At 72.1% G+C, this 23,536-nt stretch carries 19 protein-coding genes; 13 read left to right on the top strand and 6 right to left on the bottom strand.

What is annotated here, in order from left to right; genetic code table 11:
* Positions 1 to 32: 32 nt before the first annotated feature.
* Positions 33 to 2,378, bottom strand: coding sequence for a hypothetical protein (locus tag ACULPM_RS00235; RefSeq protein WP_445330841.1), 2,346 nt, complete (start codon positions 2,376 to 2,378; stop codon positions 33 to 35).
* A 161-nt stretch (positions 2,379 to 2,539) separates the two neighbouring features.
* On the opposite strand from ACULPM_RS00235, the gene uvrB reads away from it, so the two are divergent.
* The 3 genes from uvrB (at position 2,540) to ACULPM_RS00220 (ending at position 6,407) form a co-directional block, all read left to right on the top strand.
* On the top strand, positions 2,540 to 4,774 hold the full coding sequence (gene uvrB, locus ACULPM_RS00230) for an excinuclease ABC subunit UvrB (protein WP_445330840.1): 2,235 nt from the start codon (positions 2,540 to 2,542) through the stop codon (positions 4,772 to 4,774).
* A gap of 135 nt (positions 4,775 to 4,909) precedes the next feature.
* Positions 4,910 to 6,121: an Mbeg1-like protein gene (locus ACULPM_RS00225; protein WP_445330839.1), complete on the top strand. Its 1,212-nt coding sequence runs from the start codon at positions 4,910 to 4,912 to the stop codon at positions 6,119 to 6,121.
* A 1-nt stretch (position 6,122) separates the two neighbouring features.
* Positions 6,123 to 6,407 carry a PTS sugar transporter subunit IIB gene (locus ACULPM_RS00220; protein WP_167929746.1) on the top strand — a complete coding sequence of 95 codons (285 nt, stop codon included), beginning with the start codon at positions 6,123 to 6,125 and terminating at the stop codon, positions 6,405 to 6,407.
* 9 nt (positions 6,408 to 6,416) lie between these two features.
* Here the strand turns inward: ACULPM_RS00220 and ACULPM_RS00215 are convergent, their stop codons facing one another.
* The 4 genes from ACULPM_RS00215 to ACULPM_RS00200 all read right to left on the bottom strand — a co-directional run bounded on the left by ACULPM_RS00215 (position 6,417) and on the right by ACULPM_RS00200 (position 11,047).
* Positions 6,417 to 6,905, bottom strand: coding sequence for a GNAT family N-acetyltransferase (locus ACULPM_RS00215; RefSeq protein WP_445330838.1), 489 nt, complete (start codon positions 6,903 to 6,905; stop codon positions 6,417 to 6,419).
* 165 nt (positions 6,906 to 7,070) lie between these two features.
* Positions 7,071 to 8,732 (bottom strand): NAD(P)/FAD-dependent oxidoreductase, encoded by a 1,662-nt coding sequence (locus ACULPM_RS00210; protein ID WP_445330837.1) that lies wholly within the window; start codon positions 8,730 to 8,732, stop codon positions 7,071 to 7,073.
* Positions 8,733 to 8,931: 199 nt separating this feature from the next.
* Positions 8,932 to 10,164 carry an FAD-dependent oxidoreductase gene (locus ACULPM_RS00205; RefSeq protein ID WP_445330836.1) on the bottom strand — a complete coding sequence of 411 codons (1,233 nt, stop codon included), beginning with the start codon at positions 10,162 to 10,164 and terminating at the stop codon, positions 8,932 to 8,934.
* A gap of 1 nt (position 10,165) precedes the next feature.
* Positions 10,166 to 11,047 (bottom strand): Mrp/NBP35 family ATP-binding protein, encoded by an 882-nt coding sequence (locus tag ACULPM_RS00200; RefSeq protein WP_445330835.1) that lies wholly within the window; start codon positions 11,045 to 11,047, stop codon positions 10,166 to 10,168.
* A 137-nt stretch (positions 11,048 to 11,184) separates the two neighbouring features.
* Between ACULPM_RS00200 and ACULPM_RS00195 the strand changes: the two genes are divergently transcribed.
* From ACULPM_RS00195 to ybaK, 4 genes are all read left to right on the top strand, one after another.
* Positions 11,185 to 11,649, top strand: a complete 465-nt coding sequence (locus tag ACULPM_RS00195) for a YhcH/YjgK/YiaL family protein (RefSeq protein ID WP_445330834.1) — start codon at positions 11,185 to 11,187, stop codon at positions 11,647 to 11,649.
* A complete protein-coding gene (locus ACULPM_RS00190) occupies positions 11,642 to 12,754 on the top strand; it encodes an MBL fold metallo-hydrolase (RefSeq protein WP_445330833.1) in 1,113 nt (370 codons plus the stop codon). Before ACULPM_RS00195 ends, ACULPM_RS00190 begins: the two co-directional genes overlap by 8 nt.
* Before the next feature lie 192 nt (positions 12,755 to 12,946).
* On the top strand, positions 12,947 to 15,820 hold the full coding sequence (gene uvrA, locus ACULPM_RS00185; RefSeq protein ID WP_445330832.1) for an excinuclease ABC subunit UvrA: 2,874 nt from the start codon (positions 12,947 to 12,949) through the stop codon (positions 15,818 to 15,820).
* A gap of 7 nt (positions 15,821 to 15,827) precedes the next feature.
* Positions 15,828 to 16,328, top strand: coding sequence for a Cys-tRNA(Pro) deacylase (ybaK, locus tag ACULPM_RS00180; protein ID WP_167929739.1), 501 nt, complete (start codon positions 15,828 to 15,830; stop codon positions 16,326 to 16,328).
* A 42-nt stretch (positions 16,329 to 16,370) separates the two neighbouring features.
* Here ybaK and ACULPM_RS00175 read toward each other — a convergent pair whose 3' ends face one another.
* Complete coding sequence (locus ACULPM_RS00175) at positions 16,371 to 16,817, bottom strand: hypothetical protein (RefSeq protein WP_445330831.1); 447 nt, start codon at positions 16,815 to 16,817, stop codon at positions 16,371 to 16,373.
* A 416-nt stretch (positions 16,818 to 17,233) separates the two neighbouring features.
* Here ACULPM_RS00175 and hisG point away from each other — a divergent pair, with 416 nt between their 5' ends.
* The 6 genes from hisG to ACULPM_RS00145 are packed head-to-tail and all read left to right on the top strand — an operon-like array spanning position 17,234 to position 23,362.
* The gene (gene hisG / locus ACULPM_RS00170; RefSeq protein ID WP_167929737.1) at positions 17,234 to 18,904 is read left to right on the top strand and encodes an ATP phosphoribosyltransferase; all 1,671 of its coding nucleotides are present in this window, start codon (positions 17,234 to 17,236) and stop codon (positions 18,902 to 18,904) included.
* Positions 18,901 to 20,307 carry a histidinol dehydrogenase gene (gene hisD / locus ACULPM_RS00165; protein ID WP_445330830.1) on the top strand — a complete coding sequence of 469 codons (1,407 nt, stop codon included), beginning with the start codon at positions 18,901 to 18,903 and terminating at the stop codon, positions 20,305 to 20,307. Before hisG ends, hisD begins: the two co-directional genes overlap by 4 nt.
* Before the next feature lies 1 nt (position 20,308).
* Positions 20,309 to 21,400: a histidinol-phosphate transaminase gene (hisC, locus tag ACULPM_RS00160; protein ID WP_445330829.1), complete on the top strand. Its 1,092-nt coding sequence runs from the start codon at positions 20,309 to 20,311 to the stop codon at positions 21,398 to 21,400.
* Positions 21,397 to 21,984, top strand: coding sequence for an imidazoleglycerol-phosphate dehydratase HisB (gene hisB / locus ACULPM_RS00155; protein WP_445330828.1), 588 nt, complete (start codon positions 21,397 to 21,399; stop codon positions 21,982 to 21,984). The genes hisC and hisB overlap by 4 nt, the downstream gene beginning before the upstream one ends.
* Entirely contained in the window at positions 21,984 to 22,631 is a 648-nt protein-coding gene (hisH, locus tag ACULPM_RS00150; protein ID WP_167929733.1) for an imidazole glycerol phosphate synthase subunit HisH, read from the top strand. Before hisB ends, hisH begins: the two co-directional genes overlap by 1 nt.
* Complete coding sequence (locus ACULPM_RS00145; RefSeq protein WP_445330827.1) at positions 22,628 to 23,362, top strand: 1-(5-phosphoribosyl)-5-[(5-phosphoribosylamino)methylideneamino]imidazole-4-carboxamide isomerase; 735 nt, start codon at positions 22,628 to 22,630, stop codon at positions 23,360 to 23,362. The genes hisH and ACULPM_RS00145 overlap by 4 nt, the downstream gene beginning before the upstream one ends.
* Positions 23,363 to 23,536: the final 174 nt, after the last annotated feature.

Here is a 23,536-nt window from a genome sequence, read left to right as displayed (position 1 = left end):
TCGCCCCGCCGCCCTCACGTCCCTCTCGACCCCTAGGGCCGCATGAGCGAGCGGTGCACGCCGACGAGGGCGTCGTCTCGGCAGAGCTCGAGAAGCGCCCCCGTGAGCGGCCGCGCCACCGAGAAGATCCCCGCGTCAGCGCAGGCGGCCACGGCGTCGCGCAGCTCCACGCGCAGGGCCCCGACCGGCCCGGCAGGAAGGCCTCCCTCCTCGAGCGCGGGGACGACCCGCTCGTCGTCGAGGAGGGCGAGCCTGGGGCCCTCCGCCTCGATGAGGTCGCGCAGCTCCTGGCGCGCCTGGCCGGCGATCTCCCCGTGGAGGTCGATCGCGCGCTGGTAGCACGCCACCGAGAGGTCGCCCCTGCCCAGCTTCCACTCCATGAAGGCGAGCCGATAGAAGCAGATGGACATGTCCCGCGCCGTGGCCGAGTAGGCGATGGCATCGCTCAGCAGGTCGGCGGCCTCGAAGATGCGCGTCTGCTCCTCGAGGCAGCGCACCTTGCAGAGCGCGGCGTCGGGCGTCGCGGGGGCGATGCGCATGAGCTCATCCGCGTGCGCGAGCGCCTCGTCGTGACGACCGAGCATGCCGAGGATGCGCGCCGCGTCCGAGTGGGCGGCGTAGTACTCGTCCGGGACGAGTCGGACCCTGCGACCCCCGTCGTCGGCGGTGCGGTTGTAGTGGACGCGCTCGGCGACGGAGTTGAAGTAGCGGTAGACCGAGTCGTTGTCGTCCAGGTAGATCCCCATCTCGGTGATGGGGGAGAGGGCGCCCTCGAGCCGCTCGAGGACGGCGGAGAGCTCCTCGCGGGTCGGGGAGTCGGCGCCGATCGCCCGGCGCGCCCCTCGGGTCGCGTCCGCGAGCGGGCCGCCGTCCACGAAGGCAAGGGCGAGGCCGCGGCGGTCGGAGACGTCCATCGCGCCCTCGACGAGCGCCTTCGTCGCGCGCTCGCACGCCTCGGCCACGGTGACGTCGTCGGTCTCGTCCCGCAGGGCGACGAGGCGCGAGACCGCCGTCGCCGTGGTGTCGCCGAGCTCGTGCACCACGCGGTTCCAGGCGCTCGCGCGGCCGGCCTTCTCCATGATGCCGAGGTCGCTCACCCGCCGAGCTCCGCAGGCGCGCGCGACGGGGGCGGGGGCGGGGGAGTCGTCGAGCTCGACCTCCCGGTAGCGCCCCTTGGGGAACACCTCCTCGTCCCCGAGGGTCAGGTGCGGCGTCACGGGGGAGAGCCATCCGGAGCCCGAGCTCGCGGCGCTGAGGCCCGGGACGTCCGCAAGGTCCCCCTCGGCGGAGCGCCCCTCGCGCGCCAGCGCGGCGAGAAGGTCGAGCGCGTCGTGCGTCAGGTCGAGGGAGAGCAGCGTCTCCTCGTGTCCGAACTCGTGGCAGTTGACGACCGCGCGGGAGCCCGCGGGCAGGGAGGCGAGCGCCATGCGCCCCACGAGGACGGCGAGCCTGAGGGCGTAGGCGCGCGCCAGCGCCGCCCGGCGGGCGACGTCGTCCGAGAAGGGGGCGAAGCACGCGGGCCTCGGCACGGCCACGTCCGCCACCACGAGCCGACGTGCGACGTTGTACTGGAAGGAGGCCTCGATGCGGAACGGGGCGGGCAGGTTCTCGATGCGGTCCGCGAGGGCGAGCCGGCTCGCCCACTCGCCCCCTGCGACGGCCCCCTCGGAGAGAAACGCCATGGCGGGCGCCTCGTCGTGCTGAACGGGCCGGAGGTCCGCCACGCGCGCGAGGACCCTCGCGACGCGCCACTCGGGCGTCATGCCCTCGGGCCAGCCGCCGCGCTCGAGGTCCTCGTTCACGTTGAGGGAGGCCTCGACCGAGAGCAGGCGATCGCGATCCTCCTCCGAGAGCTCCCCCTCGCGCGGCGTGAGCCACCAGCGGCCGTTGTGCCTCAGCTTGGTGGCGCCGACGGCGGGCGCGCCCTCCCATGACATGAGGCCCGCGCGCTCGAGCAGCTCGGGCAAGACCTCGGAGCCCGCGCGGCCGCGGCCGTGCGCCACGAGGTCGCGCAGCGCCGCCAGCGCGTCGTCCGCGTGGAGGAGCAGGCCGTCGAGCTCCGCCTTCGCCTCGCTCCGGGGCAGGGGGGACGCGTCCCTCTCGGCGCCTTCGTCGTCCGGCGCGGCCACGGGCGCGGGCGGCCTGACCCCGAGGTCCTTCTCGGTGCGGCGCCTCCGGCGCTCCACGGCCAGGTAGGCGGCGAGGACCGCGATTCCGAACGCCCCGCCGCCTAGGCGAGCCGCCATGCGCGTGCCGTTGGGGCCTCCTTCGGCCGCGAGCAGGCAGAGCGCCACCACGGCGACGGCGACGAGCGTTATGGCGAGAGCCCGCCGCGCGCCTCGTCCCCTCGTATCGTCCCTCTGCCCGTCCTGTGGCATGCGCCCTCCTTTCGCGGCTCTTCTGTTCCATCGTATCCCGTTCCCGCGCGGAGCCCCGCCGTGGGATTCGAGAACTCTACCCCAAAAAGAAAATGAGAACAAGTGTTTGGAGAAGGAGTTCTGGGGTACACTGTCTGAAGATCAGCTGGGAAGGGGGAGGCATGGCACAGGACGGTCCCGAGCGCTTCGGCGGGGAGCTCGTGAGGTTTGGCAGGGAGTCCGGCGGCGAGGCGCTCACCGTGGTCTCCGAGTTCGAGCCGGCGGGCGACCAGCCGCAGGCGATAGAGAAGCTCGCCGACGGCGTGGAGCGGGGCCTGCGCTACCAGACGCTCATGGGCGTCACGGGCTCGGGCAAGACCTTCACCATGGCCAAGACCATCGAGCGGCTCAACCGCCCCACCCTCATCATGGAGCCCAACAAGACCCTCGCCGCCCAGGTGGCGAGCGAGATGAAGGAGCTCTTCCCCAACAACGCCGTCGTGTACTTCGTCTCGTACTACGACTACTACCAGCCCGAGGCGTACGTCCCGCAGACGGACACCTACATCGAGAAGGACGCCTCGATCAACGAGGAGGTCGAGAAGCTCCGCCACCAGGCGACCTCGAGCCTGCTCTCCCGGCGCGACGTCATCGTGGTCGCGTCCGTGAGCTGCATCTACGGCATCGGCAGCCCGCAGGACTACGCGGGGCTCGCCCCCAACGTGAGCAAGGACGAGCCCCTGGAGCGCGATGACCTCATCCGGGCCCTCATCGACATCCAGTATGACCGCAACGACTACGACCTCTCGCGCGGCACCTTCCGCGTGCGCGGGGACACCGTGGACGTGTTCCCGCCCTATACGGAGAACCCGCTGCGCATCTCGTTCTTCGGCGACGAGGTGGAGCTCATCGCCGAGGTGGACAACCTGTCGGGGGAGATCGTCCGCGAGTACGACGCCATCCCCATCTGGCCGGCCTCCCACTACGTGACCGAGCGCCCCAAGATCACGCACGCCCTCGAGACCATAAGCGAGGAGCTCGAGGCGCGCGTGGCCGAGCTCAAGGCCAACGACATGCTGCTCGAGGCCCAGCGCCTCGCCCAGCGCACGGGCTATGACCTCGAGATGCTCGAGACCATGGGCTACTGCAACGGCATCGAGAACTACTCGCGGCACCTGGACGGGCGCAAGCCCGGCGAGCCGCCCTTCACGCTCATCGACTACTTCCCCAAGGACATGCTCTGCATCATCGACGAGTCCCACGTCACGGTGCCCCAGATCCGCGGCATGCACGAGGGCGACCGCTCGCGCAAGGTCACGCTCGTCGACCACGGCTTCCGCCTGCCGTCGGCGCTCGACAACCGCCCGCTTCGCTTCGACGAGTTCGAGGAGCGCGTGCCGCAGTTCATCTACGTCTCCGCCACGCCCGGGGACTACGAGGAGTCCGTGACCCAGCAGGAGGTCGAGCAGATCATCCGCCCCACGGGCCTTCTCGACCCCAAGATCGACGTGCGCCCCGTGCGCGGGCAGATCGACGACCTCATCGCGGAGATCAAGGCGCGCGTGGCCAAGAAGGAGCGCGTGCTCGTGACCACGCTCACCAAGCGCATGGCCGAGGACCTCACCGACCACCTCCTCGACGAGGGGGTCCGCGTGAACTACATGCACTCGGACACCGCCACGCTCGACCGCGTGGAGATCATCCGCGACCTGCGCGTGGGCAAGATCGACGTGCTCGTGGGCATCAACCTCCTGCGCGAGGGCCTCGACATCCCCGAGGTATCGCTCGTGGCGATCCTGGACGCGGACAAGGAGGGGTTCCTCCGCAACCGGCGCTCCCTCATCCAGACGATGGGCCGCGCGGCGAGAAACGCCCAGGGCGAGGTCATCATGTACGCCGACACCATCACGGACTCCATGCGGGAGGCCATCGGAGAGACCCAGCGCCGCCGCCAGATCCAGGAGGCCTTCAACGAGGAGCACGGCATCGTGCCGCGCACGGTCAAGAAGTCCATCACCGACGTCTCGTCGTTCATCTCGGAGGCGGAGGCCACGCTCGAGGGCAAGACGCGTGACCGTCACGGCACCGGAAGCCACGGCGCCTTCGAGACGCTCTCGGACGCCCCCGCCGCCGAGTCGGCCGACGACGGCTCCGCGGCCGACTCCATAGCCGCGGAGCTCGCGCTGCTCTCTGAGCACGAGGTCACCGACGTCCTCGACGCGCTCGAGGAGGAGATGGCCGTGGCCTCCGAGGCGATGGACTTCGAGACGGCCGCCCGCATCCGCGACCAGATCGTCGCCATCCGCACGCGCGTGGAGGGGAGCTCCGCCGATGCCGTCATCGCCCGGCTCAAGTCCGGCGCGCGCAAGGGCTCGGCCCACGCCACGCGCCGACGCTACCGCCCGCACAAGAAGTGACAATGCGGAGGGGACCGTGCAAAGGGGACAGCTGTGCAAAGGGGACAGTCACTTTTGCACGGCATCGTGCAAAAGTGACTGTCCCCTTTGCACTGCTGCCCCTTTGCACGGCTTCGCACATGAGGGAGTGATTCGATGGCATCGGCTTTCTCGCCGGGCGAAAAGAACGTCTTCGGGTACCTCTCGCGCGAGTTCGAGACGCTTAACGAGCGCCCGCTCGGCGACGTGGACAGCCTGGCGCTCGCATGCGCCTCGTACTACCGCCTCCCGCCCGAGGCCGCGTCGGCCCGGGGCGCCGAGGGCATGCCGGTGACCGACCTGCTCCGCGCCGACTGGGTCTCCGGGATGACGGCGGGCCTCTGGGACCCGGAGGGTCTCTCGCGCCTGCTCGTCTGCATGGCGGCGAGCCCTCGCCTGCGCGGGGCCCGGGTCTGCCACTACGTCGAGGACTTTGACGAGGCTGCGGAGAAGCAGTTCTCCGCCTGCACGCTGCTCCTCCCCTCGGGCGGCGCCTATGTCTCCTTCCGGGGAACCGACAACACGCTGGTGGGCTGGCGAGAGGACTTCAACATGGCCTTCGAGACCGGCGTGCCCTCGCAGCTTGCCGCGACGGCCTATCTCGAGCGCGTCGCGGGCCTGGTGGAGGGCCCGCTCTACGTGGGTGGGCACTCCAAGGGAGGCAACCTCGCCGTCTACGCGGCCTGCACCTGCTCGGACGAGGTCGCCTCGCGGCTCACGCGCGTCTACTCCCATGACGGGCCGGGGTTTACCGCGGAGACGCTCGCCTCCGATGGCTGGCGTGCCCGCGCGGGCCTCGTGTCGAAGACGGTGCCGCGCTCCTCGCTCATCGGCATGCTCTTCGAGCAGCAGGAGGACTATGCCGTCGTCGACTCCTCGGTCGCGGGGGTCTCGCAGCACGACCCGTTCTCGTGGGTCGTCGAGGGCTCGGACTTCGTTCGCCTCGAGGGGCTCGGGCGTGGTGCGGGCTTCGTTGACGGAACGCTCAACGAGTGGATATCGAGCATGACGCACGAGGAGCGGGAGGGCTTCGTCGACACGCTCTTCTCGGTGCTCTCCGCGGGCGGGGAGGACACGTTCGCGGCCCTGAGCGGCAACTGGCAGACCTCGGTCCCGGCGATGCTTCGCGAGCTCAGCGGACTCGAACCCGATCGGCGCGACCTCATCATGCGGGCGCTCGCGCTGCTGTTCCGCGCCGCCATCCCCGACTTCGAGCTTCCGCAGCTTCCCCAGATGCCCGACTTCTCGATGCCGCAGTTCCCCGACCTCGACTCCCTGCTCGCGGGTAGAATGGACGGGGGAGAGGAGCCCGAGGAAGCGGAGGTCTGACATGACGGCGAAGATCGTGGTGGCGTGTGGCTCGGGCGTGGCGACCTCCGAGATGGTCGCGGCCAAGATCAGGCGCCTTCTCGCGGACGAGGGCGTGGACGCCGAGGTCGTGGCCGTGGACATCGTCCATGCGGAGGCGGCCCTCGCCGGGGCCGACGCGTTCGTGCCCGTGGTCAAGCCGGAGCGCGAGTACGACGTCCCCACCGTGAGCGGCGTCGCCTTCCTCACGGGCATGAACCAGGAGAAGGAGCTCGCCCGTCTCCTGGAGATCGTGCGCGGGCGGTAGCCCCGAGCGCTACCTCGCGAGGAGCATCTCGGCCTCTCTGAGCGCCCCGTCGGCGAACGTGCGGCCCGTGAGCGAGAAGCCCATATGCTCGTAGAACCCGATGGCCCGCGCGTTGTCCTCGAGGACGATCAGCGCAACCTCAGCATGCGGACAGCGATCGAGCGCGGCCTCCATGAGCGCGCGTCCAACGCCTCGTCCCTGATGGGATCTCAGCAGGTAGATCGACGAGACCTCGGAGGCGCCAGGCCGACCCGCCCAGGCGCGCGCCTCGGGCTCCCAGCTCGCAAACCCCACGAGCCCGCCGCCGTCGCAGGCAAGCAGGACACGCTCCCAACCGATGCGTCGCTGACGCGCGAGGATTCCCTCGTAGGTGATGTTCTCCCGCAGCCACGCGGCGGGCAGCATCCCCGCATACGCCTCGTTCCAGCACGCAACGTGCAGCCGCGCCTTTGCCTCGAGGTCCCCCTCCGTCATACAACGAATTTCAATTGAGCTCACCCCACGCCTCCTAATCCCGGCGGCAGCCGCCACCACCGAAGGATACGCCGTCTCGAGAAGACCGTGGCGAGGTGAGCCGCCTGACGCCCTCGGCCCTGCCCGCCCTTCTCGCCCGCGACTTCTGCGCAGCAGTGAGCGGGCGAGAAGGGCGGGCAGGGCCGAGGCCTACCGCGAAGAGAGTGTCGCCACGATCTTCTCGGCGGCGAGGATGCCGTCGGTGGCGGCGCTCATGATGCCGCCCGCGTAGCCCGCGCCCTCGCCGACGGGCCAGAGGCCGCGCACGCCCACGCTCTGCCCGTCGTCCCCGCGCGTGACGCGCACAGGCGAGCTCGAGCGCGTCTCCACCCCCGTGAGCACGGCGTCGGCCGCATCGAAGCCGCGGAGCCTGCGCCCCAGCACGGGAATCGCCGCGCGCAGCGTCTCCGCGACGTAGCCCGGCAGGCACGTCCCCACCTCGCCCCAGGCTACGCCGCGCGGGTACGTGGGCGCGACGCGCCCGCCCGCCGAGGACGGCGTGCCGGCGAGGAAGTCTCCCACGAGCTGGGCGGGCGCCGTGAATCCGCCGCCGCCCGCCGCGAAGGCCGCGCGCTCGCAGGCGCGCTGGAGCGCCACGCCGGCGAGCACGTCGTCTCCGGGGAGGTCCTCCGGGAAGACGTTGGCGAGAAGCCCCGAGTTGGCGTTGGCGCCGGCGCGGTCCGAGAGGCTCATGCCGTTGGTGCAGACGCCACCGGGCTCGCTCGCGGCGGAGACCACGTAGCCGCCGGGGCACATGCAGAAGGAGAAGGCGCTCCGCCCGGAGGGGAGGTGACAGGAGAGCTTGTAGGGAGCGGCGCCGAGGGCGGGATGCCCCGCGGCGGCTCCGTAGAGCGCGCGGTCGATGTCCGCCTGGAGGTGCTCGATGCGCACGCCCATGGCGAAGGTCTTGCGCTCCATGGGCACGCCGCGCTCGCGCAGGAGCTCGAAGACGTCGCGCGCGGAGTGCCCGCAGGCGAGGACGACGCAGCTCGCGGCCACTCGCTCCTCGCGCCCGGGGCCGTCCGCGCCCGTGGGCACGAGCGTCACGGAGCGGACCTCGCCGCCCGCGACCTCGAGGTCCGTCATGCGGCAGCGACAGCGGACCTCGCCGCCCGCCTCCTCGATCTGCCGCACGATCTCGCTCACCACGGAGGGAAGGACGTCGCTTCCCACATGGGGCTTGGCGTCCCAGAGGATGTCCGGCTGGGCGCCGGCCGAGACGAAGGTCTCGAGGATGAGGCGGTGCGCCGCGCTTCTGGTGCCGGTGTTGAGCTTGCCGTCGGAGAAGGTCCCCGCGCCGCCAACGCCGAACTGGATGTTGCTCTCGGGGTCGAGCTCGCCGGTCTCGTCATGGCGGCGCACGGCCTCGGTGCGGCGGGCGGCGTCGTCGCCGCGTTCGACGAGCAGCGGCTCGAGTCCCGCGCGGGCGAGCGAGAGCGCGCAGAAGAGCCCCGCACATCCTGCCCCCACGACCACCGGCCGCGCCATCGGGCGCGTGACGGGGGCGGGAAAGCCGTAGGGCTCCTCGTCCACGAGGCGCACGCTCTTGTCGACGTGCTTCTTTGAGAGGCGGGCGAGCAGGGCGCGCTCCGCGCCCGCGCCGCCCGCGAGCTCGGCGCGCAGCGTGAACGTGAGCTGGACGTCCCCCCGCTTTCGGGCGTCGATGGAGCGCCGGCGCCGCTCGACGGCGCCGAGGTCTCCCTCGCTCACGCGGAGCCTGCGCGCGAGCGCGCGGCGGCATGCGGCGAGCTCGCGGCCGTCAGTGCCGTCGAGCGTCGAGAGCGGTATGCGGATTCCGGAGACCTCGAGCATGGGCGTCCCTTCGAGCGCAGTGCCCGCCGACCGCGGGCGTTCAGCCGATTGTAGGTGTTTTTTCGACGGGGCCTCAAGTACTACCTATTCGGAGACATTTAGCTACCTGCGGATTTGTCACGGAAAGGACCCCACTACCCGAGGGGGGCCCGTGAAAAGCACCGACAATCGCCGCGAGGGACGTGGGTCCTGGGGGACGTCAGGCGCGGCGCCCAGCGGACTCCGCGGCGGCACGACCGGCCACGAGCCCGCTCTTCCACGCCCAGGCGAGGTTGTAGCCGCCGCAGGCGCCGTCCACGTCGAGCGCCTCGCCACACGCGAAGAGGCCGGGCAGCGCGCGCGCCTCGAGCGTGGCGGGGTCAAACTGGCGGGTGGCGAGCCCGCCGCGCGTCACCTGCGCGCGCTCGGGCTCGGCCGGGCCGCGCACGGCAAAGCGGAGGTCGCGCACCCGCTCGACGTCGCCTCCCAGCGCGCGGGCGATGACGGGGTCGACGAGTCCCGCGCAGCCCCCGGCCGCGCGCGCGAGGCGCCGCGCGCGGGACGGGTCCATGCCGCAGGTGAGGTCGAGCGAGATGACGTCGCCCGCCCGCGCCGCGCGCGAGAGGTCGAAGGTCACGATCCCCGAGAGGCCGTACGGACGGAAGAGCGCCTCGCCCTCCTCGCGCGCCACCTCCGCGCCGTCACGCAGCAGACGGGCGGTCACGTGCGCGCGCCTGCCGTCGAGCTCCGCGAGCGAGACGCCCGCCTCTTCGGGCTCGCAGGCGAGCGAGCAGAGCACGGGCCCGAAGGGTGCGAGCTCGAGGCCGAGGGTGCCGAGCGAGGGCGCGAGCGCGGGGCCGCCGCCGAGGGAGAGCACCGCGCATGAGGACATAACCTGACATTTTCCGCCCATTTTGGGGTCGTTTTGGCAGGTTATGCGGCAGCGCGTCCCGTCCGCTGACACGTCCGTGACCTCGCGGGCGGGCGCAAGGACCACGCCGGCACGCCGCGCCCGGGCAAGGAGGACCTCGCGCACGGAGGCCGCCTGCCGGGAGAGCGGGTAGAGCCTCCCGCCCTCCTCCTCGGCCCAGGCGAGGCCGCAGCCCTCGAAGAACGAGAGGACGTCGTCGCCGAAGCCCGGCCCCGAGACCGCCTCGACGAAGGCGGGGTCGTTGTAGCGCCCCCATGCCGGGGCGGGGCCGCAGAGCCGCGCGTTCATGAAGTTGCAGCGCCCGTTCCCGGTGGCGAGGATCGTGCGCCCGCAGGCGACGTCGCGCTCGAGCACCACGACGGACGCGCCCGCCTCGGCCGCCGCGATGGCGGCCGCGAGCCCGGAGGCCCCGCCTCCGACCACGGCCACGTCGTAGGCGTCCGCAACGCGCACGGCCGCCGCGGCCGCGAGCGCCTCCTCGCGCGCCCGGGACCGCGGGACCCTTCTCGCCTGGCGCGCCAAGCTACGCGTCCTGGGGACGGTCGCGCAGGGCGTCCACGAACTCGGCCACGCTGACCACGGTGTCCACGGCCTCGGCGAGCGTGCCCGCGGGGAGCTCGTCCTCGAAGGTGCCGGCGTCGCACGCCGCGGCGATCTTCGGGTCGATGGGCAGCTGGCCCAGGGCCTCGATCTCGAAGGCCTCGGCGGTCTCCTTGAGGCGCGAGGGCCCGAAGGGGTAGATCTTATCGCCGCATCCCGGGCACTCGACGTAGGCCATGTTCTCCACGAGGCCGAGCACGGGGACCTGCATCATGTTCGCCATGTTGACGGCCTTGCCCACGACCATCTGGACGAGGTCCTGCGGCGAGCTCACGATCACGATGCCGTCCACCGGCAGCGACTGGAAGACGGTGAGGGGCACGTCGCCCGTCCCCGGGGGCATGTCCACGAGCAGGTAGTCGAGCTCGCCCCAGGCGCAGTCCTCCCAGAACTGCTTGATGGCGCCGGCCACCACGGGGCCGCGCCAGATGACGGGGTCGGTCTCGTGCTCGAGCACGAGGTTGGCGCTCATGACCTTGATGCCGCCCTTGGTGAGGACCGGGGCGATGAGCTCGTCCACGCCGCGCGCCCGCGCGCCGGAGAGCCCGAGCATCTTGGGGATGGAGGGGCCGGTGACGTCCGCGTCCAGGATGCCGACCCTGGCGCCGCGCCGCGCGAGCTCGACGGCGAGCGTGCCGCAGACGAGCGACTTGCCCACGCCGCCCTTGCCCGAGACCACGCCGATCACGTGGCGCACGTTCGAGTAGTCGTTCTGCTTGAAGAACTCCGGCCCCTGGGGCTGCTTCTGTCCGTGCAGCACCTCGTCGACCTCCTGGCGGAGCCGCTCCTGATCGCTCTGTTCCATGGGATTCCTCTCCTCGGCGCCGCTCGGCGGCGCGTGTGTGCGACGTCTCGATTCTACCCAAGCGGCAGCCGCGAATGCCTCATACTGAGAAGAACAGGCGCCCCGCTCGTCGGGGCAGGCGCAAGGAGGGACACACCATGATCTTCTCGTCAATCGAACACGCACGGGACAACGACCTCTCCGCGGCGCGCTTCGCCAAGGCGCTCGCGTTCCTCGCCCGGGAGGACCTCGCCGCGCTCGAGCCCGGCCGCCACGAGATCGACGGCGACGAGGTCTTCGCCAACGTCCAGGAGCTCGTGACCGTCCCGGCGGGCGAGAAGAACTACGAGGCGCACCGCCGCTACGCCGACATCCACTACGTGGTCAGCGGGACCGAGCTCATCTGCGTCGCCCCGGTGGGCGAGTGCGAGCCGGTGGGGGAGTTCTCCGAGGCGGACGACTTCGGCCTCTTCACCCCCGGCGACCGCGAGGCGAGCGCCGTCCTGCGCGCGGGCGACCTCGTGGTGACGCCCCCGTGCGACGCCCACAAGCCCGGCTGCTGCCCGGAGGGCGCCGATCCGGCGCCGCTCAGGAAGATCTGCGTGAAGGTGCTCGTTGACTAGCGGGCGGGCCGCCGCGCCGGGCGGCGCGCCGACGTCCGTCCCGCGCGGCGGCGACTGGGGATGCGGCTGCGGGCCGAACTGCTTCACGCTCGACGGCGACGGCTTCACCTGTCAGATGGTGCTCGACGAGCCGGAGGTCTGGCGCGTGGAGCTGCTCATGCACGACACCTTCCTGCCCTCGGTCAACGCCTTCGTGGTGCTCGACGGCGGCGACGCGCTCGTGGTGGACGCCGGCACGCCGGACGAGTTCAACGACACCCGACTCATGCGGGCGCTCGTGGGGCTCGGGGTGGACCCCGCGCGCACGACGCTCTTCTGCACGCACGCGCACATCGACCACACCGGCCTCGCCCGCGAGCTCTCCGAGGCGGGCGCGCGCGTGCTCGTGCCCGAGGGCGTGCTCGCGGACATGCGGCGCTTCGCCGTGCCCGCCTGGCGCGACGGGATGGTCGCGCGCATGCGCGCCGAGGGCGTCGGCGACGTCGAGGCGGCCGAGCTCGCGGACGCGATCTGGGACCACGTCCTCAACTTCGAGAGCGAGGGGATAGGGTTTTCCGTCGTGGCCGCGGGCGACGCGGTCCGCTGCGGCCGCTGGTCGTTCGAGGTCGTCCCGGCGCCCGGCCACACCGTCGGGCAGTGCGTGCTCTGGGAGCCCGCGCGGCGCGTGGCGTTTCTCGGCGACGCCGTGCTCTTCCTCTGCTCGACGTGCATCGGCTTCTGGGACGAGGGGGAGGACCCCATCGGGGCGCAGCTCGCCACGCTCGACCGGCTGGCCGCGCTCGGGGTCGAGCACGCCTTCATGGGGCACGGCCTCCAGGAGGGCCCGCTCGACGAGCGGTGCCGCGCCAACGCCGCGCACCACGAGCGCCGCAGCGCCCGCGCGCTCGCGGCAATCCGGGAGACGCCGGGCCGGACGGGCTTCGAGCTGGTGGGCGCCATGGGCTGGCGCGCCCCCTTCGACCGCTGGTCGGAGACGCCGGCCCTGACGCGGTGGTTCCTCGTGTCCGAGAGCATCGCGCACCTCGACCACCTCGTGGCCACCGGCGCCGCGCGCCGCGAGAGGGGCGGCGACGGCGTGAGCCGCTACTATCCCGCCGAGGCGTAGGCCGTGCAAAGGGGGGCGTGCAAAGGGGACAGTCACTTTTGCACGCTATGTCCCCAGCGTGCAAAAGTGACTGTCCCCTTCGCACGAACACGTGTTGCACAATCCGTGAAGGCGAGGACCGCCTGCGGGCCAAGGGGACGTCGCTCGTCTAGACTGTGATGCGTCAAATTCTCTTGAGTGCAGGAGGGGCGCATGGCCCAGGACTCCATCGTCATCCGCGGCGCGCGCGAGCACAACCTCGCCGACGTCGACGTCGACATCCCACGCGACAAGCTCGTCGTCATCACCGGCCTTTCCGGCTCGGGCAAGTCGAGCCTCGCGTTTGACACCATCTACGCCGAGGGGCAGCGCCGCTACGTGGAGTCGCTCTCCAGCTACGCGCGCCAGTTCCTCGGGCAGATGGACAAGCCGGACCTCGACAGCATCGACGGCCTCTCGCCGGCCGTCTCCATCGACCAGAAGACCACGTCGAGAAACCCCCGCTCCACGGTGGGCACCGTGACGGAGATCTACGACTACCTGCGCCTGCTCTTCGCGCGCGTGGGCACGCCGCACTGCCCCGAGTGCGGCCGCGTGATCGAGCGCCAGACCACCGACCAGGTGGCGGACAAGGTCCTCGAGCGCGCCCAGGGGCGTCGCGCGCTCGTGCTCGCCCCCGTGGTCTTCGACCGCAAGGGCGAGTACACCAAGCTCTTCGAGGACCTGCGCCGGGAGGGCTTCTCGCGCGTGCGCATCGACGGCGAGGTGCGCGAGCTCGGCGACGAGGAGATTCGCCTGGAGAAGAAGAACCGCCACAGCATCGAGGTGGTGGTCGACCGCATCGTGGTCCGCGAGAACAGCCTCGGGCGCATCGCCGAGGCCGTCGAGCAGGCCACGCGCCTCGCGCAGGGCCGCGTGAGCTTCTACCTCATGCCCGACCGCGACGACCCGGAGCGCCTGCCCGGCGAGCTGCTGAGCTACTCGCTCGCCCTGGCCTGCCCCGAGCACGGCCACTCGATGGACGACCTCCAGCCGCGCGACTTCTCGTTCAACGCCCCCTACGGCGCGTGCCCGGACTGCGACGGCCTGGGCTTTCGCAAGGTCGTGGACGCCGAGGCCCTGATCGAGGACCCCTCGCTCTCCGTGGCGGGCGGCGTCTTCGGCGGCCTCTTCGGCCACTCCAACTACTACCCGCAGGTGCTCGCCGCCGTCTGCCGCCACCTCGGCGTGTCCGAGGAGACGCCGTGGGCCGACCTCCCCAAGAAGGTGCAGTCCGCCCTTCTCGACGGCCTGGGCACCACCAAGGTCCGCGTGGACTACCTCACGCGGGACGGGCGCAACACCCACTGGTTCACCACCTTTGCCGGCGTGCGAAAGATCCTCTTCGACAAGTACCAGGAGACCACGTCGGAGACCATGCGCACGCACCTCGAGAAGTACATTCGCGAGGTGCCGTGCTCCACGTGCCACGGCGCGCGCCTCAAGCCGGAGATCCTCGCCGTCACGGTGGGCGAGAAGAACATCTGGGAGGTCTGCGAGCTCTCCTGCCGCGAGTGCCTGGCGTTCTTCGAGGCCCTCGAGCTCACGGAGCGCCAGCTCTTCATCGCGGGGCCCGTGGTGAAGGAGATCCTCGCGCGCCTGCGCTTCCTCGTGAACGTCGGCCTGGACTACCTCACGCTCAGCCGGGCGGCGGCTACGCTCTCGGGCGGCGAGGCCCAGCGCATCCGGCTTGCCACGCAGATCGGCGCCGGCCTCATGGGCGTGCTCTACATTCTGGACGAGCCCTCCATCGGCCTGCACCAGCGCGACAACAACCGCCTCATCGAGACGCTCAAGCGCCTGCGCGACCAGGGCAACACCGTCATCGTGGTCGAGCACGACGAGGACACCATCCGGGCCGCCGACTACGTCATCGACATGGGGCCCGGCGCGGGCGAGCTCGGCGGGCGCGTGGTCGCCGCCGGCACGCCCGACCAGATCGCGGCCTGCAGGGACTCCATCACGGGCGCCTACCTCACGGGGGAGCGGCAGATCCGCCTGCCCGAGAGGCGCCGCAACCCGCGCCGCGGCGCCATCAAGGTGACGGGGGCCTCCGCGAACAACCTTCGCAACGTCACCGCCAAGGTGGAGCTGGGCACGCTCACGGTGGTCACGGGCGTCTCGGGCTCCGGCAAGAGCTCGCTCGTCACGGACACGCTCGCCCCGGCGCTCACCAACGCCGTGCACCGCTCCAAGCGCGTCGTGGGGCCGTACAGGAAGCTCGAGGGCGTGGACAAGATCGACAAGGTCATCGACATCGACCAGTCCCCGATCGGCCGCACGCCGCGCTCCAACCCGGCGACCTACATCGGCCTGTGGGACGACCTGCGGGCACTCTTCGCGTCGCTTCCCGAGAGCCGCGCGCGCGGCTACAGCCCCGGGCGCTTCTCGTTCAACGTCCCCGGCGGCCGCTGCGAGGCGTGCAAGGGCGACGGCCAGATCAAGATCGAGATGAACTTCCTGCCGGACGTCTACGTGCCCTGCGAGGTCTGCCACGGCAAGCGCTACAACCGCGAGACGCTCGAGGTGCTCTACCACGGCAAGTCCATTTCGGACGTGCTGGACATGACCGTCCACGAGGCGCTCGCCTTCTTCGCCAACATCCCGCGCATCAAGAACAAGCTCCAGACCCTCTATGACGTGGGCCTGGGCTACATCCACCTCGGCCAGCCCGCCACCACGCTCTCCGGCGGCGAGGCCCAGCGCGTGAAGCTCGCCAAGGAGCTCCACCGCCAGCAGACCGGCAAGACCTTCTACATCCTCGACGAGCCCACCACGGGCCTGCACTTCGAGGACGTGCGCCAGCTCGTCGACGTGCTCGAGAAGCTCGTGGACGCCGGCAACACGGTGCTCGTGATCGAGCACAACCTCGACGTCATCAAGATGGCCGACCGCGTGCTCGACATGGGCCCGGAGGGCGGCGACGGGGGCGGCACCGTGGTGGCCTATGGGACGCCCGAGCAGGTGGCCGAGGTGCCCGAGAGCTACACGGGCCAGTTCCTGCGCCAGATCCTGGCGCGCGACCGCGCCCGCCAGGCGAGGGCGTAGGCCGGCCGTGGCGCGCAGGGAGAAGCTCCAGAAGACCAACGCGATGCGCGAGCTCGAGGCCGCCGGCGTGCCCTTCTCGTACGAGACCTACGAGGTCGACGAGACGGACACGTCGAGCGAGCTCGGCCTGCACATCGCTCAGATGCTCGGCGAGGACCCCGCTGCGAGCTTCAAGACGCTCGTCTGCGTGACGCCGTCGGGCGACCACGTGGTCTGCTGCGTTCCCGTGGCCGACGAGCTCGACCTCAAGAAGGCCGCCGCGGCGGCGGGCGAGAAGAGCCTCGCTCTCATGCACGTCCGCGACCTCGAGCCCACGACGGGCTACGTCCGCGGCGGGTGCTCGCCGGTGGGCATGAAGAGGCGCTTTCCCACCCTCATCGACGAGACGGCCCAGCTCTTCGACGAGATCCACGTCTCGGGAGGCAGGCGCGGCCTGAGCCTCGTCCTTGCCCCCGACGACCTCGCGGGCTTCTGCGAGGCGTCCTTTGCCGACATCGTGCGCGGCTAGCGCGGCGGGGCCGCGGCCCGGGCGTGCCCGGGCCGCCGACGCCTAGCCTCCCACGATCACCTCGTCGCACCGGTTGACGATGAGCTGGACGGCCGGTCCGCCGGGGCAGTCGACCTCGCGGGCGTACCACCCGAGCCCCCCGACGGAGCCCGCGAGCGCGTCGGCGAGCTCGCCCCAGGCCGGCTCGCGCTCCGGGACGCCCTGGCCGTCCCCGCCGTCGCCCTCGTCGAGGAAGCGCTCGAGGAACGCGCGCTCCGCCGCGCGCATGGCCCCGTCGTCCCCGTCGCCGGCCTCGGGGCCGTCCTCCATCTCGTGCTCGAGGGTTCGCATCATGACGATCCTCCTCACGTCGCGGGCGAAGGCGGGGTCCGCCGCCCGCTCCTGGCCGGCCGCTATCACGATCGCGTCCGCCGGGTAGTCGCGCTCGTCCTCCCTCTGCCGGTCCTCGAACCTCACGCCCACGCGCGCCCTTCTCCAGTACAGTCCCATCGCGTGCTCCCTTCCTCGTTCCGGTGGGTCGGGCGAGCATAGCAGGCGCGGCGCCGCCCGTGTCTTCCCGCTCTCTGCCTGGCCGCTGACGTCGCAGCTCGAGGCCGCCGCACCGCCCGTCGCGGCGGCCCGCCTCTCGGCGGGCGGCCGGCTTCCCGCCGCGGGCGGCTCGGCGAGGGGAGGCACCCCGAGGGCGGCGTCGGATTCGCCACGCTTTCGATCGGCGCGCTCTTCTCGCCTTGGCGATGGCCGCCCTTGGCACGCCGTAGCAGAGGGCTTTTGAAAGCAGACTGTAACGGCTTGCCCGAAGCCGGCCTCGGCGCGCGGCCCCTGTGCGACACTCTCCCCGCGGACGGCCGGCGTTGCCGGCCCAGCCCCCAAGCGACCGGCGCCCCGCGCGCCCGAAAGGATATGACGTGACAGCAGGTACGCCCCGTGGGTTCAGAGACATCCTCCCGAGGGAGGCGCTCGCGCGCGAGCGCATAACCGGCGTGGTGCGGGAGTGCTTCTCCGCGCACGGCTACCTCCCGGTCGAGACGCCGCTGCTCGAGGACCGCCGCGCGATCGAGCGGGGGGCCCGGGTCAAGGACTCCGCGTTCCAGCTCTTCGACTCCGACGGCAGCCTCCTCATGCTGCGCCCCGACCTGACGCTTCCCGTCGCGCGCCTCGTCGCCGGGCGCGTCTCGGCCGGGGAGCTGCCCGCCCGCTTCCGCTACGCGGCCCCCGTGGTCCGCGAGGAGCCGAGCCTGCGCGGCCAGCCCCGCCAGTTCACCCAGCTCGGCGTCGAGCTCGTGGGGGAGGACGGCGCCGCCTCCGAGGTCGAGGTCGTGCGCCTGCTCGCCGAGGCGCTCGGCGCCCTCGAGGTGCCCGACTGGCGCATCGTCTTCGGCTCGGTCACGCCGCTCACGTCCCTGCTTGACGCCTGCGCGCCCACGCCGGGCTTCCGCGAGGAGGTCCTCGCGCTCGTGCACGACTCCGACCTCGTGACCCTCGACGAGCTCATCTCCTCGACCGAGGGCCTCGCGCCCGCCGCCGCGCGGGCCCTGCGCGAGGTCTGCCGCATGGGGGGCGGCGCGGAGGTCATAGGCCGCCTCGACGCCCTTCTCGCCGCGGCGGGCGTCGATCCCGCGTCGCGGGGCACCGCCGAGCTCAGCGCGCTCGCCGGAGAGCTCGCCGACCTCTTCGAGCAGGGCCGGCTCTCCTTTGACTTCTCGATCATCAACTCCTTCGACTACTACACCGGCATCATCTTCAAGGGCTACGCCGAGGGCATCGCCGCGAGCCTCGCCTCGGGCGGCCGCTACGACGCGGTCCTCGCCAACCTGGGCCGCCCGGGCCTCGCCGCCTGCGGCTTCGCGCTCTCGCTCGAGCGGCTCCAGGAGGTGCTCGGGGAGCCGGGCGAGTCGGGCGTCGTGACGCCGGGCGTGCGCGTGGCCGCCCGCCCCATCCGCATCGCCGTCCCCAAGGGGTCGCTCTTCAAGGAGACCGTGGCCGCGCTCGCTGCGGCGGGGCTTCCCACCGCCGAGCTCGCCGACCCCGGGCGCAAGCTCGTCGTCCGCGAGGGCGATGTCGAGTACGTCATCGTGCGCGCCCAGGACGCCCCGGCCTTCGTGGGGCACGGCGGCGCCGACTGCGGCATCTGCGGCAAGGACTCGCTCATCGAGGCCGACCTCGACCTGCTGCAGCTCGTCGATCTCGGCTACGGCGGCTGCCGCTTCGTGGTGGCCGAGCCGGCCTCCCGCGCGGGCGAGGCGGAGCGCAACTACGCCTGGCGCGGCACCGTGCGCGTGGCCACCAAGTACCCGCGCATCACGCAGGACTATTACGACTCCATCGGCCAGCAGGTGGACATCGTGACGCTCCACGGCAACATCGAGCTCGGGCCCATCGTGGGCATGGCGGACCGGATCGTGGACATCACGGCCACGGGCACCACGCTCGCCGAGAACGACCTCGTGGTCGTGGACGACGTCATGGAGTGCACGGCGCGCTTCTTCGCCGGGCCCGCCGCCTACCGCTGCGACAAGAGGATTCGCGACCTCGCGCGCCGTCTGGCCGAGGTCGCAGAGAGGGGGAGCGCGTCATGAGAAGGGTGACGCTCGAGGGGGGCCGGCGCCTCACGCAGGCCGACCTCAACCGCACCGGGGCCCTGCCCGCCGACGTCGTCGCGTCGGCGGAGGGGATCGTGGAGGACGTGCGCGCCCGCGGCGACGCGGCCGTGCGCGAGCTGTGCCTGCGCTTCGACGGGGCCTGCCCCGGGGACTTCCGCGTGCCCGACGAGCTGGTGCGCGGCGCGACGGGTCTCGTGCCCGAGGAGTTCCTCGCCGCGCTCTCGCGCGCCCGGGACCAGATCTGGGACTTCCACGAGCGCGAGCGCGAGCAGTCCTGGTTCACCACGCGCGCTGACGGCACGATGCTCGGCGTGAAGGTGACGCCCGTCGCCTCCGCCGCGGTCTACGTGCCCGGCGGGCGCGCGCAGTACCCCTCCACCGTCCTCATGGACACCATCCCGGCCAAGGTGGCCGGCGTGGGGCGCGTGGTCATGGTCACCCCGCCGCAGGCTGACGGGACGCTCTCCGCCTACACGCTCGCCGCGGCGGCGCTCGCCGGCGTGGACGAGGTCTACGCCGTGGGCGGCGCGCAGGCCATCGCCGCCGTCGCGTACGGCACCGAGACCATCCCCGCGGTCGAGAAGATCGTGGGCCCCGGAAACGCCTACGTGGCGGCCGCCAAGCGCTACGTCTCCGGCGACGTGGGCATCGACATGGTGGCGGGCCCCTCCGAGGTGTGCGTGCTGGCCGACTCCACGGCGGACCCCGTGGTCGTGGCCGCCGACCTCATGGCCCAGGCCGAGCACGACCCGATGGCGAGCTGCTACCTCGTGACCTGCGACGAGGCCCTGCCCGAGCGCGTGCTCGAGGCGGCGGAGACGCTCGTCGCGCAGAGCCCGCGCGAGGGGATAACCCGCACGAGCCTCGACGAGCGCGGCGTCATCGTGGTCTGCGAGACGCTCGGCGCCGCCGTCGACGCCGTCAACGTGATCGCGCCCGAGCACCTGGAGCTCCACTGCGAGGACGCCATGGCCCTCCTCGGCCGCGTGCGCAACGCCGGCGCCATCTTCGTGGGCCCCTGGAGCTCGGAGCCCCTGGGGGACTACGTGGCCGGCCCCAACCACACCCTGCCGACGGGCGGCACGGCCCGCTTCTCCAACCCGCTCGGCGTCTACGACTTCCAGAAGCGCTCGAGCGTGATCTGCTACACGCCCGAGGGGCTTCTCGCCGACGCCCCGGCCACCCAGACGATCGCCCAGGCCGAGGGCCTCTGGGCCCACGCGCTCTCCGTGGGCCTGCGTCGGCGCCTCGCCGAGGGCGGCGCCCTCGACGCGTCCGACGTCCATCGCGTCGCCTGGCCCGAGGACCTCCCCTCGCCCCCCGCCGTCCCGCTCCCCGCGGACGGGGGACCGTCCACGGCTGACGGGCCGGGGGCATGACATGGGCGAGAAGAACCTTGGCGTGACGGCCCGTCTGCGGCCCGCCCTGCGCGACTTCGAGCCCTATGACCCGGCCTTCTCTCCCTGCCGCGTCAACCTCTCGGCCAACGAGAACACCCACGAGCTGCCGGCCGAGGTCCGCGCGGCGATCGGCGAGGCGCTTCTCGCCACGCCGCTCAACCGCTACCCCGACCCGATGGCAAACGCCCTGAGGGACACCGTCGCGGCGCGCCACGGCGTGGCCCGCGAGGCCGTCTGCGTGGGCAACGGCGGGGACGAGCTGCTCTTCAACCTGCTCTTCGCCTTCGGGGGGCCGGGGCGCGCCGTGGTCACGTGCCCGCCGGACTTCGCCGAGTACGCCAACTTCGCCGCGATGTGCGAGACCCCCGTCGTGCGCGTGCCGCGCGACCCGGAGGACTTCTCGATAGACGCCGAGGCCCTCCTCGCCGCCGCGCGCGACGCCGCGCTCGTGATCCTGACCTCGCCCAACAACCCCACGGGCGACCTCGTTGACCACGCGCTCGTGCGGCGCCTGCTCGACGAGACGGACGCCCTCGTGCTTGTGGACGAGGCCTACGTCGAGTTCGCGCCCGAGGGCTCGAGCCTCGTCGGCCGGGTCGCCGCGCACCCGCGCCTCATCGTCCTGCGCACGCTCTCCAAGGCCTTCGGCCTCGCGGGCCTGCGCGTGGGGTACGTCGTGGCCGACCCCGCCGTCATCGGCGCGCTCGCCGCCGTGCGTCAGATATACTCGATCGACGTGCTCGCGCAGGCGGCGGCCCTCGCCGCGCTCGCCGGCCGCGAGGCGCTCGCCCCCGTGGTGGGCGACATCGTGGCGGAGCGCGCCCGCCTCTCGGCGGGGCTCTCGGAGCTGCCCGGCGTGCGCGTGTGGCCGTCTGCCGCCAACTTCGTGCTCGTCCGCGTGCCGCGCGCCGCCGAGGTGCGCCGGCGCCTGCGCGACGAGTTCTCGGTCCTCGTGCGCGACTTCAGCGCCGCGCCGGGGCTCGAGGGGTGTCTCAGAATCTCCGTGGGCACGCGCGAGGAGAACGACGTCCTTCTCGACGCGCTCGCGACGCTCGTGAGGGAGGAAGCATGACCAGGACCGCCAAGGCCGTCCGCGCCACCGCAGAGACGGACATCGGCCTGTCCGTCGACCTCGACGGGACGGGCGCCTACGACATCGAGACCGGCGTGGGCTTCTTCGACCACATGCTCGCCGCCTTCTCGCGCCACTCGCTCGTGGACCTCACGGTCCGCGTCAAGGGCGACACCGAGGTGGACGACCACCACACCGTCGAGGACACGGGCATCGTGCTCGGCCAGGCGCTGCGCGAGGCGCTCGGCGACAAGCGCGGCATCCGCCGCTTCGGCTCCGTGATGGTGCCGCTCGACGAGGCACTCGTCATGGCTGCCGTGGACGTGTCCGGCCGCGGCGAGCTCTTCTGGGACGTGCCGATTGGGCCCGCCAAGGTGGGCACCTTCGACACCGAGCTCGGACGCGAGTTCTTCTGCGGCCTCGCCCGCGAGGCGGGCGTGACGCTGCACCTGCGGCTCGTCTGCGGCGAGAACGCGCACCACATCCTCGAGGCGACGTTCAAGGCGGCGGCGCGCGCCCTGCGGGAGGCCGTCGAGGCCGACCCGCGCGTCGAGGGAGTGCCCTCCACCAAGGGGAGCCTGTGATGGCGCGCCCGATCGCGGTGGTGGACTACCACAAGGGCAACCTCAGCTCGGTGGAGCGGGGCCTCGTCGACGCGGGGGGAGAGGTGCTCGTCACCGACGACCCCGCGCTCATTCGCGACGCCTCGGGCGTGGTGCTCCCGGGCGTGGGGAGCTTCGGCGACGCGATGGCGTTCCTGCGCGAGAGCGGCGAGGCCGACGCGGTCCTCGACGCCCTCGGCCGCGGGGTGCCGTTCCTGGGCATCTGCCTCGGCCTGCAGCTCCTCTTCGAGCGCGGCGACGAGACGGCGGACGGCTCGTGGGCGGACGGGCTCGGCGTGCTCGCCGGCTCCGCCACGCGCCTCGAGTCGACCCGCCTCAAGGTGCCGCACGTTGGCTGGGACCAGGTCAACCTCACCCCGCTCGGCGGCGCGTGCCGGCTCTTCCGCGGCGTGCCCGACGGGGCCAACGTCTACTTCACGCACTCCTTCGCGCTCGCCGACGACGTCGACGCGGGCGTGGTGACCGCGCGCACCCACTACGTGCGGAGCTTCGCCTCGGCCGTGTGGCGCGACAACGTCTACGGCGTGCAGTTCCACCCCGAGAAGTCCTCCGCCGTGGGCGCGACGATCCTGTCCAACTTCGTCGACGTGGTGCGAGGTGGCAGATGATCCTCTTTCCCGCCATCGACCTCGTGGGCGGCCGCGTGGTGCGCCTCGCGCGCGGCGAGCGCGCCCACATGGACGTCTACTCGGACGACCCCGCCGCGGTGGCGGAGTCCTTCCGCGACGCCGGCGCCGCGTGGGTCCACGTGGTTGACCTCTCGGCGACGCTCGAGGAGGACGAGGCGGCCTGTGCCGCCAACGACGCGGCGATCCGGGCGATCTGCGCGGTGCCGGGCATCTCCGTCGACGCAGGCGGCGGCGTGCGTGACCTCGCGGCCGTGGAGCGGCTCGCGGGCCTGGGCGTGCGAAGGATCGCCATCGGCACCGCCCTCGTGCGCGACCCGGCCTTCGCCGCGGAGGCGGCGCGGCAGTTCGGCGAGCTCGTCGTCGCCGACGTGGCCGCCCGCGCCGGCGAGGTGCGCGTGAACGGCTGGCGCGAGGGGGCCGCGCTCCCCGCCGACGAGCTCGTGGCGCGCCTCGCGGGGCTCGGCTACCGCCACCTGGTGTTCACCGACGTCGCGCGCGACGGCATGCGCTGCGGCGTGGACGCGCGGGCATACCGCCACGTGGCCGAGGTCGCGGGATTTCCCGTGGTGGCCTCGGGCGGCATCGCCTCGCTCGACGACCTGCGCGCCCTTTCGGCCCTCGGCCCGGACGTCATCGAGGGCGCCATCACCGGGCGGGCCCTCTACGAGGGGTCCTTCTCGCTCGAGGACGCGCTCGCGGCGTGCCGCTAGCGCGTCGTGGTCGGGGGCGCCCCTAGCTGAGGTCCTTCTCGCACGGGGCTGCGCACGCCCCTCCGCGCGTCCTTCTCGCCGCGCCTCTCGCCACATCAAATCTGGCCGCGTCTTTTTGGCCGTTTGAGGGGCCTCCGAGGGCAAAACTGCCAAAATCGTGCGGACAGATTTGAT

This window comes from Thermophilibacter sp. ZX-H3 (genome assembly GCF_052599055.1).
The sequence above is the reverse complement of the archived record's forward strand: the minus strand, read 5'-3'. Positions and strand labels throughout refer to the sequence as shown.

Bases quoted from the DNA above. Each gene is read 5' to 3' on its own strand.
- ACULPM_RS00220 (WP_167929746.1), top strand. From the start codon at position 6,123: ATGACGGCGAAGATCGTGGTGGCGTGTGGCTCGGGCGTGGCGACCTCC.
- ACULPM_RS00200 (WP_445330835.1), bottom strand. From the start codon at position 11,047: ATGGAACAGAGCGATCAGGAGCGGCTCCGCCAGGAGGTCGACGAGGTG.
- ACULPM_RS00235 (WP_445330841.1), bottom strand. From the start codon at position 2,378: ATGCCACAGGACGGGCAGAGGGACGATACGAGGGGACGAGGCGCGCGG.
- ACULPM_RS00225 (WP_445330839.1), top strand. From the start codon at position 4,910: ATGGCATCGGCTTTCTCGCCGGGCGAAAAGAACGTCTTCGGGTACCTC.
- uvrB (WP_445330840.1), top strand. From the start codon at position 2,540: ATGGCACAGGACGGTCCCGAGCGCTTCGGCGGGGAGCTCGTGAGGTTT.
- ACULPM_RS00175 (WP_445330831.1), bottom strand. From the start codon at position 16,817: ATGGGACTGTACTGGAGAAGGGCGCGCGTGGGCGTGAGGTTCGAGGAC.
- hisH (WP_167929733.1), top strand. From the start codon at position 21,984: ATGGCGCGCCCGATCGCGGTGGTGGACTACCACAAGGGCAACCTCAGC.
- hisC (WP_445330829.1), top strand. From the start codon at position 20,309: ATGGGCGAGAAGAACCTTGGCGTGACGGCCCGTCTGCGGCCCGCCCTG.
- hisB (WP_445330828.1), top strand. From the start codon at position 21,397: ATGACCAGGACCGCCAAGGCCGTCCGCGCCACCGCAGAGACGGACATC.
- uvrA (WP_445330832.1), top strand. From the start codon at position 12,947: ATGGCCCAGGACTCCATCGTCATCCGCGGCGCGCGCGAGCACAACCTC.
- ACULPM_RS00195 (WP_445330834.1), top strand. From the start codon at position 11,185: ATGATCTTCTCGTCAATCGAACACGCACGGGACAACGACCTCTCCGCG.
- ACULPM_RS00210 (WP_445330837.1), bottom strand. From the start codon at position 8,732: ATGCTCGAGGTCTCCGGAATCCGCATACCGCTCTCGACGCTCGACGGC.
- hisD (WP_445330830.1), top strand. From the start codon at position 18,901: ATGAGAAGGGTGACGCTCGAGGGGGGCCGGCGCCTCACGCAGGCCGAC.
- ACULPM_RS00145 (WP_445330827.1), top strand. From the start codon at position 22,628: ATGATCCTCTTTCCCGCCATCGACCTCGTGGGCGGCCGCGTGGTGCGC.